Consider the following 17,950-nt stretch of genomic DNA (forward strand, 5'->3'; position numbering starts at 1 on the left):
TATTTGTACCCCCGGCTTCGGCCACCGCGCCCCATGGCCTAGTAAGTGTCATCCCCGGCTTTCCTGTCGGCGTTGCCGACCCGGAGCCAAAAATCAAGCGGTGCGGGGCCTGCGCGCCTTATTGGTGTCGCCTGAGGGCACCCCGTAAGGGGCAATGGTTCGTGGGAGCGAAGCGTGCCCTTGCCTTTTTTCGCGAAGCGACTTCAGGACCATTGCCGAGGGTACTTGCCGGGTGTCGGCAACACCAGCGCCGATTTTATCTCCGGGCGCACAACGGGGTTTTCAAAGGGGTGCCCCCTTTGACACGTTTTTCCTGCCTTTTGACGTGCATCAAAAGGCAGTCGTCGTGCGGGGGCGAAACCCCGCCCAGGGATGCCCCTGGGGGCAATGCCGAGGCAGGCGCATGGCAATGCGCAAGGCGCTGTGCCCGAAGCTACAAAGCAAAGTGCAAACCCCGCCGCCAAGTGAATTGCTGACATTTTCACATAAAAGAAGGACATATAAAAATGAAACATTAAATTAAAATTGCACCAGCCGTCCCGCGGGGGCGCAACCCCGCCCAGGCGGTGCCTGGAGGCGTTGCCGAGGAAAGAGCTTATTAAGGCATTGGGCTCGGTGCCCGTAGCTGTAAAGTCAGGCGCACGGCAGTGCGAAAAACACTGTGCCTGTAGCTGCACAGCCGCAAGTAAAAATAAAAAGGACCGGATTGGCCCGTTAGGGTCATCCGGTCCTTTTTGTTTTTACGAGAGGGGCAGCGTCACTGCGATGGTGGTGCCCTTGTTGACAGCGCTCTTCAGCGAAATTTCGCCGCCGTATTTGGCCACCACATGCTTGACGATCGACAACCCCAGGCCAGTGCCGCCCACCTTGCGGCTACGCCCCTTGTCCACGCGATAAAACCGCTCGAAGATGCGCGGCTGATCCTCATACGGGATGCCGATGCCGGTGTCGGCCACCTCCAACCGCAGGCCGCCCGCTTGCCTTTGCAGCAGCACCGAGACGCTGCCGCCGTCCCGGTTGTACTTAACGGCGTTGTCCAGCAGGTTCTGCACCAGGGTTTTCATCTCGTCGGGTACGGCCTGCACGGTCACGTCCTGTGCGTCCACCTTGACGGTCACATGGCGGGCCTCCAACTGTGGCTGAAGGTTGGCGATGGTCTCCTCAATCAGCCCGCGCAGGGGCACGGGCTGGCGGTCGCCGGGTTCGCCGGCGCTGTTCTCCAGGCAGGAGAGGCGCAGAATGTCGTCGATCAGGGCGGCCATGCGGGCGGTTTCGCTCTGGATGCGCGCGAGATAATCGCGCACCTTGTCGGGGTTGTTCACCACGCCGGTGGTGAGCAGCTCGGCAAAGCCGCCGATCGAGGTGATGGGGGTCTTGAGCTCATGGGATGCGTTGGCGACAAATTCGCTGCGCATCCGCTGGACCTGGCGGTCGCGGGTCACGTCGGTGATGAGCACAACCGCGCCGTTGGCCTTGCCGCCTGCCATCCAGTCGGATTGAATGGCGGTGACATGCACCGAAAGCACCATGCCCTCGTGGTCGCTGCTTTCCAGATCGAACAGGGAGGAGACTCCGTTGTCCACAGCGCTCTGCACCGCATCGATCAGCTTGAGCTGATGGGTGTACCGCAGCAGGTTGCGGCCGTCCTCCACCGGCTTGTTTTCGCCCAAAAACCGCTGGGCCGCGCCGTTGAGCTGCAACACGCGCATTTCGTTGTCCACCAGGATCAGGCCGTCCTCCATGCTGCTCAGCAGGTAATCGGTCTTGTGGCGCTGGTCGCTCAGCTCGCGCATGGTGTCGGAGATGTGGCGGGTGAGCGAATTGATGGTGTCGGTGATCGGTTGGAGCTCGTCGTATTCGGAGGGCAGCAGCTTGACCTCATAGTTTTCGCTGTCCAACTGTTTGAGGGAATCAGCCACCCCAGCGAGCGGGCGGGTGATGCTGCGGGCGGTGGCCGAGGCGAGGATGGGGGAGACGATGAGCGCCACAATCAGGCCCGCGAGCAGCGCCGGGATGAGGTCGAGCATGGTGGCGTTGATGTTGTCAACTGGGGCGGCGATGCGGTAGATCACGTCGCCGTCCCGCCGGGCCACATAGACCATCGACGCGCCCAGCGTGTCGGACCGGCGCTTCTCGTAGCCGGTGCCCGCGGCCAGCGCCTGGCGGATCTCCGGCCGGTCGGCGTGGTTCTCCATGTCCGCGCTGTCCGAATGGGAATCGCCCAACACGGTGCCGTCCTTGTTTAATATGGTGATGCGGTAATCGAAGGAGAGCTGCGCATAGCGTTTGGCCAGCCCGGGGTAATCGGCGCTGGCGGGATCCTCCCCGTCGCTTTGCAGGGTGATCGCGGTCAGGATATCCTGCATGTTGCGCACGATGCTCTGTTCCTTGTTGTATTGCAGAATCACGGCGCTGGCCAGGCTCGAGATGAGCACCACGGCCAGACACAAGAGGATGCAGCGGATGACAATTTGTTTTTTCATAAGCCACCTCAGCCGATAAATTTATAACCCACGCCGCGCACCGTCTTGATAAAGCGGGGCTGCTCGGCGCTGTCGCCCAGCTTGGCGCGCAGGGTCTTGATGTGCATATCCAGCGTGCGGGTTTCGCCCAGGTAGTCGTAGCCCCAGATGGACGAGAGCAGCTCCTCGCGCCCCACCACGCGGTCGCTGCTCATCAGCAGCTTGAGCAGCTCGAATTCCTTGAGGGTGAGCTCCACCGGGCGACCGTCCACCGTGACCTCGCGGTTGCGGTTGTCCAGGGTGACAAACTGGCCGCGCAGCAGGTCCTCGGCGGGCCGATACACCACCTCGCGGCGGCGCAGCGCGGCCCGGATGCGCGCGGACAGCTCCAGCACGCCGAACGGCTTGGTGATGTAATCGTCCGCGCCGATATCCAACCCGCGCACCTTGTCGATCTCGCTGGATTTGGCGGTGAGCAGAATTACCTGCACCTGGGAGGTGGCGGGGTTCTGCTTGATGGTTTGCAGCGCCGTCAGGCCGTCCATGCCCGGCAGCATGATATCCAGCAGCAAAAGGGATGGAACCGCCGTCTTTAGGCGATCGAGCAGCTCCTCTGCGGTTTCAAAGCACTCCACGGCGTAGCCGAAGCTCTCCACCGTGCAGCGCAGCAGCTCGCGGATGTTGTCCTCATCCTCGGTGACAAAAATCAGATGGCTCAATCAAAAAGCCCCCCTTTAAAGAGCGCCTGGGATGTCGATACGGCCATTGGGGCGGCCGCACCGGCGCACAAATTATCCCGGCCACAGCTATTATAACATAATCCGGGCATCCGGTCTCACAAAATCTGCGTCTCCTTGTGCAGGCCGGTGTCGTAAAACACCACCCATTCGCAGATGTTCACCGCGTGGTCGCCGATGCGCTCGAGATATTTCGCAATCATCATCAGGTCGATGGCCTGGTTGGCGGTTTCCGCGTCGCTGCCGTTTTCGAGCATCTTGATGAGCTCGTCGCGCACCACGTTGAACAGATCGTCCACCTCGTCGTCGCGCTGGATGGTGGCCTTGGCGAGGTCCAGGTCGTTTTCGATGAACGACTGTACGCAGGCGCGCACCATCTGGGTGGCGATGTCCGCCATGTCGGGGATGTGCTGGGCCATCGCCTCGGGCTTGTTGCCGTCCAGCCGGATGGTGAGCTCGGCGATGTCGGCCGCGTGGTCGCCGATGCGCTCCATGTCGGTGATCATCTTGAGCGCCGTGGAGATGGCGCGCAGGTCGCGCGCCACCGGCTGTTGGCGCATCAGCAGACGCAGGCAGCGGGCTTCAATCTGCTTTTCCATGTCGTCCACCGAGTGGTCGGACTGGATGATCTCGCTCGCAATGGCTGTGTTCGACTGTTCGAGCGCGCGGATCGATTTGGCGATCGCCTCTTCGATCATGCCGCCCATCTTGATGAGGTCGAGGTTGAGCTGCTCGAGCTCCATATCAAAGGTTGATCTTGCGGTCATGGTAAAAAGCTCCGTTCCGCCGCCGCGCCCGGCAAAAATTTGGAAAAAGGGGAGGCCCTGCGGCGCGGAAAGGAACGCAGAGCTTTTTTGCGCATGAGGGCGGGAGCGCCGTATTGCGGCGCGGATCGCCCAGCGCATCCACCGGAGGCAGGGCTGAAAGCCCTCGCTCCGTTCCGCCGCCGCGCCCGGCAAAGATTTGGAAAAAGGGGAGGCCCTGCGGCGCGGGAAGGAACGCAGAGCTTTTTTGCGCATGAGGGCGGGAGCGCCGTATTGCGGCGCGGATCGCCCAGCGCATCCACCGGAGGCAGGGCTGGAAGCCCTCGCTCCGTTCCGCCGCCGCGCCCGGCAAAAATTTGGAAAAAGGGGAGGCCCTGCGGCGCGGGAAGGAACGCAGAGCTTTTTTGCGCATGAGGGCGGGAGCGCCGCATGGCGTAAGCGTTTACCCGGTTTTCAGCCGGCCGTTACCTTCCGGCTTCGGGCAGGGCGCCCGGCGCATACCTGTGCGCCAGCCCCGGCATCGCCTGCGGGGGCATTCTGTGGTTATTGCCGGCGCCCGCTGTGCGGAGGACGCACCCCGCATGACGTAGGCGTTTCCACGGTTTTCAACCGGCCGTTGGCCGGTTAGCCGAAGCGGCCGGTGATGTAATCCTCGGTGCGCTTGTCGCTGGGCATTGAGAACATGCGCTCGGTCTCGTCGAATTCTACCATCTCGCCCAGCAGGAAAAACGCGGTGCGGTCGGAGATGCGGGCGGCCTGCTGCATGTTGTGGGTGACGATCACCACGGTGTATTGCTGCTTCAGGTCGCTCATCAGCTCCTCAATCTTCATGGTGGAGATCGGGTCGAGCGCGGAGGTCGGTTCGTCCATCAGCAGCACGTCCGGCTGCACCGACAGGGCGCGCGCGATGCACATGCGCTGCTGTTGGCCGCCGGAAAGCCCCAGCGCAGATTTTTTCAGGCGGTCCTTCACCTCGTCCCACAGCGCCGCACCGCGCAGGCTCTGCTCCACCAGATCGTTGAGCTCTGCCTTGGAATGGGTGCCGTGCAGGCGCGGCCCGTAGGCGATGTTGTCGTAGATGCTCATGGGGAACGGGTTGGGTTTCTGAAACACCATGCCTACCCGCTTGCGCAGCCAGGTCACATCCACCTCGGGCGCGTAGATGTCCTGCCCGTGGTAGAGAATTTCGCCGGTGATCTTTACGCCGGGGACCAGGTCGTTCATGCGGTTGAGCGTCTTTAAAAAGGTGGACTTGCCGCAGCCCGACGGCCCGATAAACGCGGTGATCTGGTGCTCTGGAATCTTCATATCGATCCCCTTGAGCGCCTGGAAGGAGCCGTACCACAGCTCCAGATTGTTGGTGGTGATGATATCCATAACAGGCTCCTTCTAAAACTTATTTTTGAGCTTTCGGTTGACCAGCTTGGCCGCAAAGTTGATGCACAGCACTAGAATCATCAGGATGGCCGCGATGGCGAAGGCCACGCCGAACTCGCCGCGCTCAAAGGCGTAGACATACAGCATCACCGAAAGGGTGCCGCCGGAGCGGCTCATGGCCGCGAAGATGTTCTTGGCGATGATCGAACCGATGCCCGCTGTGAACAGCAGCGCGGCCGATTCGCCCACGATGCGCCCCACCGCCAGGATGCAGCCGGTCACAATGCCGTCGATCGAGCTGGGCAGGATGATGGTGCGGATCATATACCACTTGGTCGCACCCAGCCCCAACGCGCCCTCGCGGTAGCTTTCCGGCACCGTTTTGAGGCTTTCCTGCGTGGTGCGCACAATGGTGGGCAGAATCATCACCACCAGCGTGAGCGCGCCCGCCAGGATGGAGGTTTGCAGGTTGCAGAACTGCACAAAGAACAGCATTCCCACCAGGCCGTAGATGATCGATGGGATACCCGTGAGGGTTTCGGTGGTGAATTCGATCAGCCACACCAGCCGCCGGTTGGTGGCGTATTCGGTGAGATAGACCGCCGCGCCGATCCCCAGCGGCAGCACGATCAGAAGACTGATGAGGATGATATACAATGTGTTGAGCAAATTGGGTAAAATACCGATTGTATCTTTGAGCGCGCTGGGCGCGGTGGAGACCAGCTCCCAGGTGATGTTGGGCAGGCCGCGGTAGAAGATATAGCCGATGAGCCCCACCAGCAGGGCACAGGTGATCAGCGCCGCCAGATAGAGAAAGCCCTTGATGAGCAGGTCGTAGGCGCGGCGGCCTTTGGACAGGGGCGGGATGACGATCTTTCCGGTTTCATCGCGTTCGTAGTTCGCCATCATTTATCCCCTCCTTTTTTCTTGAGGATGCAGCCCAGAATCACGTTGATGACCATGATGAACAGGAACAGCACCAGCGCGATGGAAAACAGTGCCTGCCGCTGAAGCCCCGAGGCGTAGGACATCTCCTTGGAGACCGCCGTGGTGAGAAAGGTGACCGATTTGAAGAGCTCCGGCATGTTGGCCACGTTGCCGGCCACCATCATCACCGCCATGGCCTCGCCGATGGCGCGACCCACGCCGAGCACCACGCCCGCGGCGATGCCGCTGCGCGCGGCGGGGATGCTCACCTTGAAGATGGTTTCGATCTTGGTGGCCCCCAGCGCGAGGGAGGCCTCCTCGTATTCGGGGGGCACCGCATTCAGCGCAGTTTCAGATACGCTGATGATCGAGGGCAGAATCATGATCGCCAGCACCAGGATGGCGGCGAACAGCGAGGTGCCGTTGGCCAGCCGAAAGGTCTTAGCCACCGCGGGCACCAGCACGATCATGCCGATCAGGCCGTACACCACCGAGGGGATGCCCGCGAGCAGCTCCACGGCCGGGCGCACCACGTTGGCCACCCGCCGGGGCGCGACCTTGGAGAGAAACACGGCGGTGAGCAGCCCGACGGGAACCCCCAGCAGGATCGCCCCGCCGGTGCCGTAGAGCGAAGTGAGAATGAACGGCAGGATGCCGAACTGTGGGTCCTTGGCGGTACTCTTCCACACCTTGCCGAACAGGAAATCGGCGAGCCCGATCTCCCGGATGGCGGGCAGGCCGGAGAGGACCATATAGAGGGTAATCACCACGACCGAGAGGATGGCGGTCATGCCGCACAGAAAAAAGATGGTGTTCATCAGCCGTTCCGTTATTTTTTTGAGCTTCACAAGCGTCAACTCCCAGGTGGGGCGCGAGGCTGGGCCTCCTCCCCGTTCAAATTCTGTTCAAATAAACTTTACACAAAAAAGCTCTGAGAAATGCCTCCAGATGCCGCTGCAAGTGGAGGCATTTCTTTGCGTAGGGGGATGGGTTATTTGGCGACCGAAACCGCGCCCGCGCCCGCGATGATCTCGGCGTTGGCCGGATCGAGCGCAAAGTCGATGAACGCCTGGACCTCGGGACGAAGAGTTTCGCCCTTCTTGGTGACCATCACGAACGGGCGCTGTACCTTGTAGGTGCCGTCCAGCACGGTGGCCTCAGAGGGGGTCACGCCGTCCACCGTGACCATGTTGACGCTGTCCTTGACCGAGGAGAGGGAGGCGTAGCCGATCGCGTTTTCATTGCTCTCCACTGCGGCGATCACCGCGCCGGTGGCGGTCAGCTCCTGAGCGTACACGCATTTTTCCGAGGTGCCGGTGATGCTTTCAAAGCCATCGCGTGTGCCGGAACCGGCTTCGCGGCCGATCATCACGATCGGGGCGTCTGCGCCGCCGACATCCTTCCAGTTGGAGATTTCGCCGGTCGCAATCTTGGAGATCTGCTCGAGGGACAGGTCCTTGACGCCGTTGGCCTTGTTGACGATGATCGCAATGCCGTCGAGCGCCACGGTCGTGCCCTCCAGGTCTGCGGTTTCCTCATCCTTCAGCGCGCGGCTGGAGAGGCCGATATCCGCGGTGCCCTCCTTGGCGGCGGTGATGCCAGAACCCGAGCCGGTGGGGTCGTAGGTGACATCTACACTGCCGTTTTGCTGCATAAACGCTTCGCTCAGCGCACCGATCACCTTTTCCATCGAGGTAGAGCCGTTGGTGGAAACCTTGCCGCTGAGCTGGGTTGCGCCCGACGGGGAGGACTCACCCGAGCCCTCTGCGGGGGCGCCGGAGTCGGAACAGGCGGCCATCGAAACAGCGAGCAGGGCGCTGAGTGCTATCGCAAGAATCTTTTTCATCGTAAAAGTCTCCTTTTCATTTGTACCAAAATTATCGGTTTCTTTTTGTCCGTTTTGCAAGCCTATTGTACCGTTCCGTGCGGCTTTACAATATCATACGAGCGTAAATCTTGTGTAAAGTCTGTGTAAATCGGGCGGCGAAACGGCTTGTACAGTAAAATTGTTGCCGTTTTGCCCTGTATAAATACCAAGAGCACGGCTCAAAATAATCGTAAGCCAATCAAGTAACTTCTTTTGGAGGTGTAGTTTCATAAAATGAAAAAGAACAGCTTATCCAATTTTTTAAACGGCAAGGGGTTCTACGCCGCGCTTGCCCTCTGTCTGGTGGGCGCGGGCACCGCGGCCTGGGTGGTGGTGGACAAGACCCTCGGTTCCATCACCGAGCCGTCCGCGCCGCCCGAGGCGAGCAGTATTGTGGAGGAGGATGCCAGTTGGGGATTTCCAGAACAGTTAGAGGAAGCGGGCAAGGAGAAGTCCGGTATCGAAATCTCATCAAGTTCCTCCTCATCGGAGTCAACATCGTCCTCGTCGCCCGAGCAGTCGTCCGCTGCACCCGAGCCGTCCGAACAGCAAACGCTTTCGCTCGAACCGCAGATTTCAGCATTCGCGCTGCCCATCAAATCCGCGGAGGTGTTTAACCAGTACAGCGCAGGCGAGCTGGTGAAAAACACCACCCTGGATAAATGGTGCACCCACGACGGCATCGACCTGAAGGCCGAGGTGGGCACCGAGGTGCTCTGCGCGGCCGACGGTACTGTCAGCCGCATCTACGACAACGGCATCTGGGGAAAAACCATCGAGGTGTCGCACGCAGGTGAGCTCACCAGCATCTACAGCGGGCTGGAAAAGGAGGTCATGGTGAAAGAGGGCGACACCGTGGCCGTGGGCCAGGCGATCGGCAAGGTGGGTGAGACCAACCTCGCTGAGGCCAAACTTGAGCCGCACCTGCACTTTGCGATGAAGCAGGCGGGCAAGTTTGTGGACCCCCTGCAAACCATGGGCAAAATTTAAAAGAACGGCCGCCGCATACCCGCGGCAAGCACAAGAACGGTTAAAGCCAGGCTCTAACCGTTCTTTTTTTGTTTCGCATATTTATTTTTGGTGGCCATCCCGCCACGGATATGCCGTTCCTGCTTGTTGACGTCCAACACCTGCTTCACCTTGCCGTACAGCTCCGGGTTGAGCTTTTGCAGCCGTTCGGATACGTCCTTGTGAACCGTGCTCTTGCTGATGTGGAATTCTTTTGCGGTGCTGCGCACGGTCGCGCCATGCTCGATGATGTAGGTGCCGAGCGCTATCGCCCGTTCCTCCGGCAAACCCTTCAAAGCGTGTTCCTCCCCGCATTACGTGTTTATCCCATCTATATGCGCCGCGGCACGCGGGTATGCTACAGCGCAAAATGGCCGGACAGCAAGATTCCGCTGTCCGGCCACTTAATGCGTTGGTCAGATGGTTTGTTGGATGGTGGAGATGCCGAGGATATGCTTTTTGAGCAGCAGCAGGTCGGCAATGTCGGTCTCGCCATTCCGGTTGAGATCGGCCGCTTTGGCGGAGAGATCGCTCAGCTGCCTGATCCCCAGGACGCTGCTTTTGATTTGCAGCAGGTCCACCACATCGATGGTCCCGTCGCCGATCAAGTCGCCGTACAGAAGCACCCGATAGGTGGCGCCGCCGCACCGGACCTCGCAGCCGGTGCCGACGCACTTCGGCGTTGTGCCGTCCGGCGCCTGGACCGACACGTCCTTGCCCAGCGCCCGATAGTGCGCCTCCAGCCAGGCCGGGGTTATGCCCACCGGCAGGCCGGAGAGGATACCGGATTGGTTTTCTTCGTTCAGGCCGAAGTCGTCCGGTTGTTCAGGATTGTTTTCCGCCATCACAAAGGTGCTGAAGCTGGTCACCGCAAACGAGGCGTAATGCACCCCACCGGATGCTGAGAGAATCGGATGGATCTCCTCATAGCTTCCGTCCTGATGGTAGTGCAGGATGACTAGAAAGTCCGGGTTGATCGAGGCCGGGACAGGCAGGGTGATCTTCACAGGGAAGCTCAGCTCCGGCTCCACGTTTTCCAGTTCCATAGAGAATTGCACCGTGTTGTGGTAGATAGTGGGGATCACGACGCCCTCGTCGGGCTCGCCGATGTGGAATGTGACGGCGCGGTCCTCGCTGCCTGCGGGCAGGTTGAGGCCCGCGCCCGCGACCGATATGTGATCCACGCTGAAGTGGTTCTGCATCCCGTCTGCAACCTCAATTTGGGTGGAAACGCCGGCGGCCGCTTCCAGCTCCCGCACGATATCGACGATGCCGCTGTTGTCGGTATCCGCGAGCATGGCGGCGGAAAGGTCGTCGCGGTTGAGCTCCTTGGCCGCGCTTAAAATCTCGTCGCGATCCTCCAGCAGGAGGATATCCTCCAGAGTTTCCTCCAGCGAGCCGGAAATCTCGGTGAGGTCGTAGGGGCCGCAGAGCTCCGACCAGGGGCCGTTGCGCAACACTTCGATGTTGTTGCTGAGCGCGCGCACTTTGAAATAATAGTAACCGGCGCCTTCAATCGTCCAATCATCCAGCATATCCTCGGTTTCTGCGGTTCGGAACCAGGTGCTGCCAGTGAAATACGGCTCCTCATCCGGGCTGGGAGTATAGAGATATTGGATCTCATACCCGTAGGAAACGCCGTCCGGTGCGTCGATGTCATCCCAGTAGATATTGCGGGACTCCGCGCCCTCCCCCCAGCGCAGCCCATCCACCTGCGGAAGCTGCGCCTCGGGGGCGGTGTAGGTCCAGAGGTCAGAGGTGGCAACGTCGCTGTCTGTATATTTGGTTCCATCCCCCAACGCCTGCACGGTGAAGTAATAGGCGCCGCTCTCCAGGTCGGAGAGAAGGAAGAGATCGTCACTCTTGAGATATTCTTGGACACCGCGCCAACGGGTGTCGCCAACTTTTTCATCGTCTTCGGTGTAAATGCACACCTCAAAACGGTCTTGATAGGGCTCCTGATTGCGCCAGCTTATCATGCCGGGAACCTCTGCGGAGGTATACTGCCATTCGCCGTTTTCATCCTGTGTACAGCGATATTCCATTCCCCACTGCAGATCGGTCGGGGTGGCCAGCTTCTCGTCTGGAGAGGATTCCCCCGGCTTGGGTCGCGGCGTCTCGTAATCCTCCCCGGGATCAGTCGGATCCAACTTGGTATCCTTGTCCTTCATGGCGTCGATGATGTCGCCGGGCACAGTACCGCCCTCTGAGGAGCCCCCCTTTTTGGAGCCCTCTATCTTCTCAATAACAGAACTCCAGTAGTCGTCGGCGCTGCTCGCGAACGCCTGCGCGGGCAACAGGGCCAACAACACCGCCAATGCTAAGATAAACGAAACCGCTCTTTTCATCCTACAGTCCCTCCTAAACAGTGAATCAATCTGATGGCATGCCGTCAAAATAAGGGTGGATTGAATGGAAGAAGATGTTTTGTATGGCGCGCTGCTGCACAAAATGATGTGTCGAATTGAAACGAATTTTGACAATTTCATTATAACGTAGCCGCAAAGAAATGTACAGTATTTTCCAGAAAATATTTTGGCAGCACATCGCCGAAGTCACAGCCTCGACCTTGACTTTTTTCTCTGGATATGCTATGCTGAATCCTGTATCTAAATAGAGGCACAGGCGACGACAGGGAGGAGTACGCGCAGACCCAATGCACAGAGAGGGAACGGCTGGTGCGAGTTCCCGTGAAGGCGGCGCGGAAGGTAGCCCTCGAGCCTTGAACCGAACGGGCGGCGAGCCCCCAAGTAGGCTTCAACGGAGTTCCACCGTTACCGGGAAGCGGCGCGGCCACAGCGGCGCCGGCGGAGTGCGGGGTATTTGCGCCCCGAAGTTAGGTGGTACCACGGATCGTCCGATTCGCCCTAAGCTGGAAAACAGCTTGGGGCTTTTTTGTTGTGTTTTACACAACAAAAGCAGGATGCGCGGGGCGGTTTGCCCGATGCGCAAGCCTTGTCTGTGTTATGTCCCGCAGCTCAATTTGATCGTATAGGAGACTAGAAAACCATGAGAAAACAGCTCGAAAAGGTCTACGACCCCAAACAGGTGGAGGACCGCACCTACCAGTTCTGGTTGGACGGCGGCTACTTCCACGCCGAGGTGAACCCGGATAAGAAGCCGTTCACCATCGTGATTCCGCCGCCGAACGTCACCGGCCAGCTCCACATGGGGCACGCGCTGGACGAAACCCTCCAGGATATCCTGATCCGTTGGAAGCGGATGCAGGGCTACGAGGCGCTGTGGATGCCCGGCACCGACCACGCCGCTATCGCCACCGAGGCCAAGGTGGTGGCCGCGCTCAAGGAGGAGGGCCTCACCAAAGAGGGCCTGGGCCGCGAGAAGTTCCTCGAGCGCGCCTGGGAGTGGAAGGAAAAATACGAGGGCCGCATCGTCAGCCAGCTCAAAAAGCTGGGGTCCTCCTGCGACTGGGAGCGCCAGCGCTTCACCATGGATGAGGGTTGCTCCAAGGCGGTGCAGGAGGTGTTCCTCAAGCTGTACGACAAGGGCCTGATCTACCGCGGCGAGCGCATCATCAACTGGTGCCCTCACTGCAAGACCTCCCTTTCCGACGCCGAGGTGGAATACCAGGAGAAGGCCGGCTCCTTCTGGCATATCAAATACCCGCTGGCGGACGGCAGCGGCTTCCTCGAGGTGGCGACCACCCGCCCTGAGACCATGCTGGGCGACACCGCCGTGGCCGTGCACCCCGACGACGAGCGCTACAAGGCGCTGGTGGGCAAAAACCTCATCCTGCCGCTGGTGGATAAGGAAATCCCCATCGTGGCGGACGAGTATGTCGAGATGGATTTCGGCACCGGCGTGGTGAAGATCACCCCGGCGCACGACCCCAACGACTTCGAGGTGGGCCTGCGGCACAACCTGCCGGTCATCAACATCTTCACCGAGGACGCGCACATCGCCGAGGGCTGGGGCAAATATTCCGGCATGGACCGCATGGAGGCCCGCCGCGCGATTGTGGCCGACCTCGAGGCGGGCGGCTACCTGCTCTCCACCGAGGATTACAGCCACAACGTGGGCGAATGCTACCGCTGCGGCGAGACGGTGGAGCCCCGCGTCTCCAAGCAATGGTTCGTCAAGATGGAGCCGCTGGCAAAGCCCGCGATCGACGCGGTGCGCCAGGGTGAGACTAAATTTATCCCCGAGCGGTTCGACAAGATCTATTACCACTGGCTCGAGAACATCCGCGACTGGTGCATCTCCCGCCAGATCTGGTGGGGCCACCGCATCCCCGCGTGGTACTGCGACGGGTGCGGCGAGATGATCGTGGCTGCCGAAGCCCCGACGAGCTGCCCGCACTGCGGCGGCAGTCATTTCACCCAGGACCCCGACACCCTGGACACATGGTTTTCGTCGGCGCTGTGGCCGTTTTCCACCCTCGGTTGGCCGGACAAGACCCCCGAGCTCGACTACTTCTACCCCACCGACGTGTTGGTCACCGGGTACGACATCATCTTCTTCTGGGTGGTGCGCATGATGTTCTCGGGGCTGGAGCACATGGGTAAGGCGCCGTTCCACACGGTGCTCATCCACGGCCTGGTGCGCGACGCGCAGGGCCGCAAGATGAGCAAGAGCCTGGGCAACGGCATCGACCCGCTGGAGATCATCGATGAGTACGGCGCGGACGCGCTGCGCTTCATGCTGGCCACCGGCAACAGCCCGGGCAACGATATGCGCTTCTCGGAGGAGAAGGTCAAGGCCAGCCGCAACTTCGCCAACAAGATTTGGAACGCCACCCGGTTCATCCTCATGAACTTGTCGGAGGAGATCACCGCGCCCGGCCTGCCCGACGCGCTGGAAATCGAGGACAGATGGGTGCTCACCAAATATAACAACCTCGTCAAGGAGGTCACCGACAACTTGGAGAAGTACGAGCTCGGCCTCGCGGTGCAGAAGCTGTACGACTTCATCTGGGACATCCTGTGCGACTGGTACATCGAGCTCACCAAGACCCGCATCCAGGCGGGCGGCGACACCGCGCGCGACGCACAGAAGGTGCTGGTGACGGTGATGACCGGCACCCTCAAGCTGCTGCACCCGTTCATGCCGTTCATCACCGAGGAGATCTGGCAGGCGCTGCCCAACGACTGCGAGAGCATCATGGTGGCCCCCTGGCCGGTGTACGACGAGGCGCTCAACTTCGCGGAGGAGGAGCGCGACTTCGAGCGGGTGATGGCGGTCATCAAGGCGGTGCGCATCCGCCGCGCCGAGATGAACGTGCCGCCGAGCAAGAAGGCCAGCCTGCACATCGAGACCAAGTTCGGCCCGGTGTTCGAGCGCTGCGCCGCCTTTATGCAGCGGCTGGCGTCCGCTTCGCAGGTGGAGGTCGCCCCCGAGCAGAACATCGAGGGTGCGGTGCAGGTCATCACCGACTCCGCGCGCGTGTTCATCCCGATGGACGAGCTGATCGACAAGGAGAAGGAGCTCGCGCGCCTCGAGAGGGAGAAGGCGGGCTGCGAAAAGGAGATCAAGTCGTTCGAGGGCAAGCTGGCTAACGAAAACTTTGTCGCTAAGGCCCCCGCGCATGTGGTGGAGGCCGAGCGCGCCAAGCTGCAAAAGTTGCGCGAGCGCTATGAAAAGATTCTCGAGAGCATCGCGGCGATGAAATAAACCCAACAACAAAGCGCCCCGCGCCCCGCCCCGGCGAGCTGCCGGAGGGGGTGCGGGGCTGTTCATTTGATACGACAAAGGAGCGGATTGCGGATGGAACCATGGGAGCATGACGAGCGGTGGGCGCTTGAGCGCATCCACAGCCACCCCCGCTTTGCCGGGGCGGCCTCGCTCGAGCGCATTCGGGCGCTGATGGCCGCGCTGGGCGACCCGCAGAAGGCGCTGCGGTTTGTACACATCGCGGGCACCAACGGCAAGGGCAGCGTGGCCGCCATGACGGCGAACGTACTCACCCATGCGGGGCACCGCACCGGGCTGTATATCAGCCCGTTCGTGCTCTGCTTCCGCGAGCGGATGCAGATCGACGGGGAGATGATCCCGCCCGGGGAGCTGGCGGCGCTCACCGAGGAGGTGGAGGAGCGCGCAGGCGGCCTTGCGGCGGGCGAGTTCGAGTATGTCACCGCGTTGGCGCTCACGTGGTTCGCGCGCCGGGGCTGCGACATCGTGGTGCTCGAGGTCGGCCTGGGCGGGCGGTTCGACGCCACCAACGTGATCGACCCGCCGCTGGTGCAGGTGATCACCAGGCTGGGGCTGGACCACACCGCCATTTTGGGCGGCACCATCGAACAGATCGCGCGGGAAAAGGCGGGCATCATCAAGGGCGGCGTCACCGTCGCGGCCCCGCACCAGCCGCCCGAGGCGCTGGCCGAGTTGTACGCGCGCTGCGCCGAGACCGGCGGCACGCTGATCCAGCCGGGGATCGGGTCGGTCGAGCGGCTGCCGTCGGACGACCCGCTGGGCGGCGAGGTGTTCGACTACGGCGGGCTGCGGCTGCACCCGTCGCTGCCCGGCGAGCACCAGATCGACAACGCCATCACGGCGGTGGAGGTCTGCCGCCAGCTTCGCGCGCAGGGGTTCGCGCTGTCCGACGAGGCGATCGCCTGGGGCGTCGCGCACACCGTCTTCCCGGCGCGCATGGAGGTGCTCTCCCGCCGGCCGCTGGTGGTGCTGGACGGCGCGCACAACCCGGACGGGATGCGGGCGCTCGCCGGTATGCTCGACCGCCTGCGCGGCGCGGGGCGGCGCATCACCCTGCTGATGGGGATGCTGGCGGACAAAGACTGGACGCACGCGGCCGAACTGGCGGCGCGGCACGCCGACCGGCTGGTCGCGGTGACGCCGGACAACCCGCGCGCCCTGCCGGGCTCGGAATTGGCCGCGGCGGCCCGTTTTTGCACGGATGCAGCGGCATCGGAAGATATTCCACAGGCAGCCACAATGATTGTGGAAAGCCTGCGCGAGCGGGACGCGCTGGTCTGTTGCGGGTCGCTCTATCTGGCGGCCGAGCTTCGGCCGGTGCTGCTCGGGCTGCTGGGGCAAAACCAAAATCCAACAAAATAAGACCGCCCGCGCGGACAGGCTTCGAGTAAAAATTTGAGGGGAACTCTCTATCATAGGGATAGGGAGTTCTTTTTTTCTGTGTATGTTTCGCGCAACAGTAATATTGTTCTCTGATAAAACCATTTTTAGATGGTTTTATCCCGGCGCTTTGCGCCGGGCCGCCGCAAGCGGCGGCAGAGAAAATATTGACGACGTAATCAGCGGCTTCGCCGCGGGGCCGCAGAATGCGGCCCCGATAAAATGATTGAATCGTTTTATCGGTTACTAGTATAAAAAGGACAAGGAATGGTAAAAAAACTTGCAAAGGGGCAGGGGATATGTCGATCAATATAGAGACGGATGACGGCGTGGTCGAAGTGTATTTAAGCGGCGAAATCGACCACCACAGCGCCGGCGAACTGCGCGAGCGCATCGACGAAGCGATCGGGGCAGTCACGCCGCAGCGGGTGATCCTGGATTTTCGCGGGGTCACGTTTATGGACAGCTCGGGCATCGGGCTGGTGATGGGGCGCTACAAGCTGCTGGAGGGCACCGGCGCGGTGCTGGAGCTGCGCGGGCTCTCCTCACCGGTGAAGCGCGTGATGCGCCTGGCGGGGCTCGACCGGATTGCGGTGATGGACGGAGGAACAAAAAAATGAAACAGATCAACGAAATGAAGCTGCAAATTCCCGGCAAAAGCGCCAACGAGAGCTTTGCGCGCGCAGCGCTTTCGGCCTTTGCGGCGCAGCTCGACCCCACGATCGACGAACTGGCGGATATCAAGACCGCGGTCAGCGAGGCGGTCACCAACTGCATTGTCCACGGCTATCGGGATGAAATCGGTCCGGTGTACATACACGCAAAACTTTATGAGGACAATACGCTCACCATCAAAATACGCGACAAGGGCTGTGGCATCCCCGATATCAAGCAGGCGATGGAACCGCTGTTCACCACCTGCACCACCGGGGAGCGCGCGGGCCTTGGCTTTGCGGTGATGCAGAGCTTTATGGATAAGGTGCGGGTAACCTCCAAGCCGGGAAAAGGTACATGCGTGGTACTCACCAAAAAGCTGTTGTCCAAAGGAGCCGGGAATGCCTGAATGTACCGTTTCGCGGCAGGAAATGATCGAAAATAACCTGGGCCTGGTGCACGCCTGCGCCCATAAGTTTAAGGGGCGAGGCATCGAATACGACGACCTGTTCCAGGCGGGCAGCATGGGGCTGGTCAAGGCGGTGGACGCGTTCGACTGGAACCGCGGGGTCAAGTTTTCCACCTATGCGGTGCCGGTCATCCTGGGGGAGATGCGCAGGCTCTTCCGCGACGGGGGCAGCGTCAAGGTCAGCCGCACCCTCAAGGAGCTGTCGCTCAAAACCGTGCGTATGCGCGAGCAGATCGCCGCGCGCACCGGGCGCGAGCCCACCATCGGGGAGCTGGCCGAGGCGCTCGACCGCGACCCGGCCGATATCGCAGAGGCGCTTTCCGCCTCCGCGCCGCCCATCTCGCTCACCGAGAGCGACGAGGAGGGCGGCGGGCAGTTCGATATCCCGGTGGATTCCCCCGAGGAGGAGATGGCCGACTCGATCTCGCTGGGGCAGGTGGTGGGCCAGCTTGAGCAGAACGACCGCCGCCTGATTGTGCTGCGCTACTACGGCGGCAAGACCCAGACCCAGACCGCCGAGCTGCTGGGCATGACGCAGGTGCAGGTATCCCGCCGCGAAAAGAAGATTTTGATGCGCCTGCGCGAGCAGCTGACGGGGTAGCGGGCCGCGCCCGCTTTTCGCGCTCGTAGAGGTA

The 17,950-nt window shown here is 61.2% G+C and carries 15 protein-coding genes; 6 read left to right on the forward strand and 9 right to left on the reverse strand.

What is annotated here, in order from left to right; genetic code table 11:
* Window positions 1-740 precede the first annotated feature (740 nt).
* The 7 genes from H8711_RS04220 to H8711_RS04250 form a co-directional block, all read right to left on the reverse strand.
* Window positions 741-2,483, reverse strand: a complete 1,743-nt coding sequence (locus H8711_RS04220; protein ID WP_249282295.1) for a sensor histidine kinase — start codon at window positions 2,481-2,483, stop codon at window positions 741-743.
* Between the two features lie 8 nt (window positions 2,484-2,491).
* Entirely contained in the window at window positions 2,492-3,181 is a 690-nt protein-coding gene (locus H8711_RS04225) for a response regulator transcription factor (protein WP_249282296.1), read from the reverse strand.
* Between the two features lie 116 nt (window positions 3,182-3,297).
* Window positions 3,298-3,966: a phosphate signaling complex protein PhoU gene (gene phoU / locus H8711_RS04230; RefSeq protein WP_249282297.1), complete on the reverse strand. Its 669-nt coding sequence runs from the start codon at window positions 3,964-3,966 to the stop codon at window positions 3,298-3,300.
* 621 nt (window positions 3,967-4,587) lie between these two features.
* Window positions 4,588-5,340 carry a phosphate ABC transporter ATP-binding protein PstB gene (gene pstB, locus H8711_RS04235; RefSeq protein WP_249282298.1) on the reverse strand — a complete coding sequence of 251 codons (753 nt, stop codon included), beginning with the start codon at window positions 5,338-5,340 and terminating at the stop codon, window positions 4,588-4,590.
* A gap of 12 nt (window positions 5,341-5,352) precedes the next feature.
* Window positions 5,353-6,246 carry a phosphate ABC transporter permease PstA gene (gene pstA, locus H8711_RS04240; RefSeq protein ID WP_249282455.1) on the reverse strand — a complete coding sequence of 298 codons (894 nt, stop codon included), beginning with the start codon at window positions 6,244-6,246 and terminating at the stop codon, window positions 5,353-5,355.
* Window positions 6,246-7,085, reverse strand: coding sequence for a phosphate ABC transporter permease subunit PstC (gene pstC / locus H8711_RS04245; RefSeq protein WP_249282456.1), 840 nt, complete (start codon window positions 7,083-7,085; stop codon window positions 6,246-6,248). Before pstC ends, pstA begins: the two co-directional genes overlap by 1 nt.
* A 173-nt stretch (window positions 7,086-7,258) precedes the next feature.
* Window positions 7,259-8,113: a phosphate ABC transporter substrate-binding protein gene (locus H8711_RS04250; protein WP_249282299.1), complete on the reverse strand. Its 855-nt coding sequence runs from the start codon at window positions 8,111-8,113 to the stop codon at window positions 7,259-7,261.
* Window positions 8,114-8,368: 255 nt separating this feature from the next.
* Between H8711_RS04250 and H8711_RS04255 the strand changes: the two genes are divergently transcribed.
* A complete protein-coding gene (locus tag H8711_RS04255) occupies window positions 8,369-9,124 on the forward strand; it encodes a M23 family metallopeptidase (protein ID WP_249282300.1) in 756 nt (251 codons plus the stop codon).
* Window positions 9,125-9,177: 53 nt separating this feature from the next.
* Here H8711_RS04255 and spoIIID read toward each other — a convergent pair whose 3' ends face one another.
* Together spoIIID and H8711_RS04265 are read right to left on the reverse strand one after the other, a co-directional pair.
* The gene (spoIIID, locus tag H8711_RS04260; RefSeq protein ID WP_249282301.1) at window positions 9,178-9,438 is read right to left on the reverse strand and encodes a sporulation transcriptional regulator SpoIIID; all 261 of its coding nucleotides are present in this window, start codon (window positions 9,436-9,438) and stop codon (window positions 9,178-9,180) included.
* A gap of 120 nt (window positions 9,439-9,558) precedes the next feature.
* A complete protein-coding gene (locus tag H8711_RS04265) occupies window positions 9,559-11,490 on the reverse strand; it encodes a dockerin type I repeat-containing protein (protein WP_249282302.1) in 1,932 nt (643 codons plus the stop codon).
* 661 nt (window positions 11,491-12,151) lie between these two features.
* Here H8711_RS04265 and H8711_RS04270 point away from each other — a divergent pair.
* The 5 genes from H8711_RS04270 to H8711_RS04290 all read left to right on the forward strand — a co-directional run bounded on the left by H8711_RS04270 (window position 12,152) and on the right by H8711_RS04290 (window position 17,916).
* Window positions 12,152-14,773, forward strand: coding sequence for a valine--tRNA ligase (locus H8711_RS04270; protein WP_249282303.1), 2,622 nt, complete (start codon window positions 12,152-12,154; stop codon window positions 14,771-14,773).
* Window positions 14,774-14,866: 93 nt separating this feature from the next.
* Window positions 14,867-16,174 carry a bifunctional folylpolyglutamate synthase/dihydrofolate synthase gene (locus H8711_RS04275; protein WP_249282304.1) on the forward strand — a complete coding sequence of 436 codons (1,308 nt, stop codon included), beginning with the start codon at window positions 14,867-14,869 and terminating at the stop codon, window positions 16,172-16,174.
* Between the two features lie 317 nt (window positions 16,175-16,491).
* Window positions 16,492-16,812: an STAS domain-containing protein gene (locus H8711_RS04280; RefSeq protein ID WP_249282305.1), complete on the forward strand. Its 321-nt coding sequence runs from the start codon at window positions 16,492-16,494 to the stop codon at window positions 16,810-16,812.
* Entirely contained in the window at window positions 16,809-17,255 is a 447-nt protein-coding gene (gene spoIIAB / locus H8711_RS04285; protein ID WP_249282306.1) for an anti-sigma F factor, read from the forward strand. Before H8711_RS04280 ends, spoIIAB begins: the two co-directional genes overlap by 4 nt.
* Window positions 17,248-17,916 carry a sigma-70 family RNA polymerase sigma factor gene (locus tag H8711_RS04290; RefSeq protein WP_249282307.1) on the forward strand — a complete coding sequence of 223 codons (669 nt, stop codon included), beginning with the start codon at window positions 17,248-17,250 and terminating at the stop codon, window positions 17,914-17,916. Before spoIIAB ends, H8711_RS04290 begins: the two co-directional genes overlap by 8 nt.
* Window positions 17,917-17,950 lie beyond the last annotated feature (34 nt).

The organism is Ligaoa zhengdingensis (assembly GCF_014384885.1).
Lineage (GTDB): Bacteria > Bacillota > Clostridia > Oscillospirales > Ruminococcaceae > Ligaoa > Ligaoa zhengdingensis.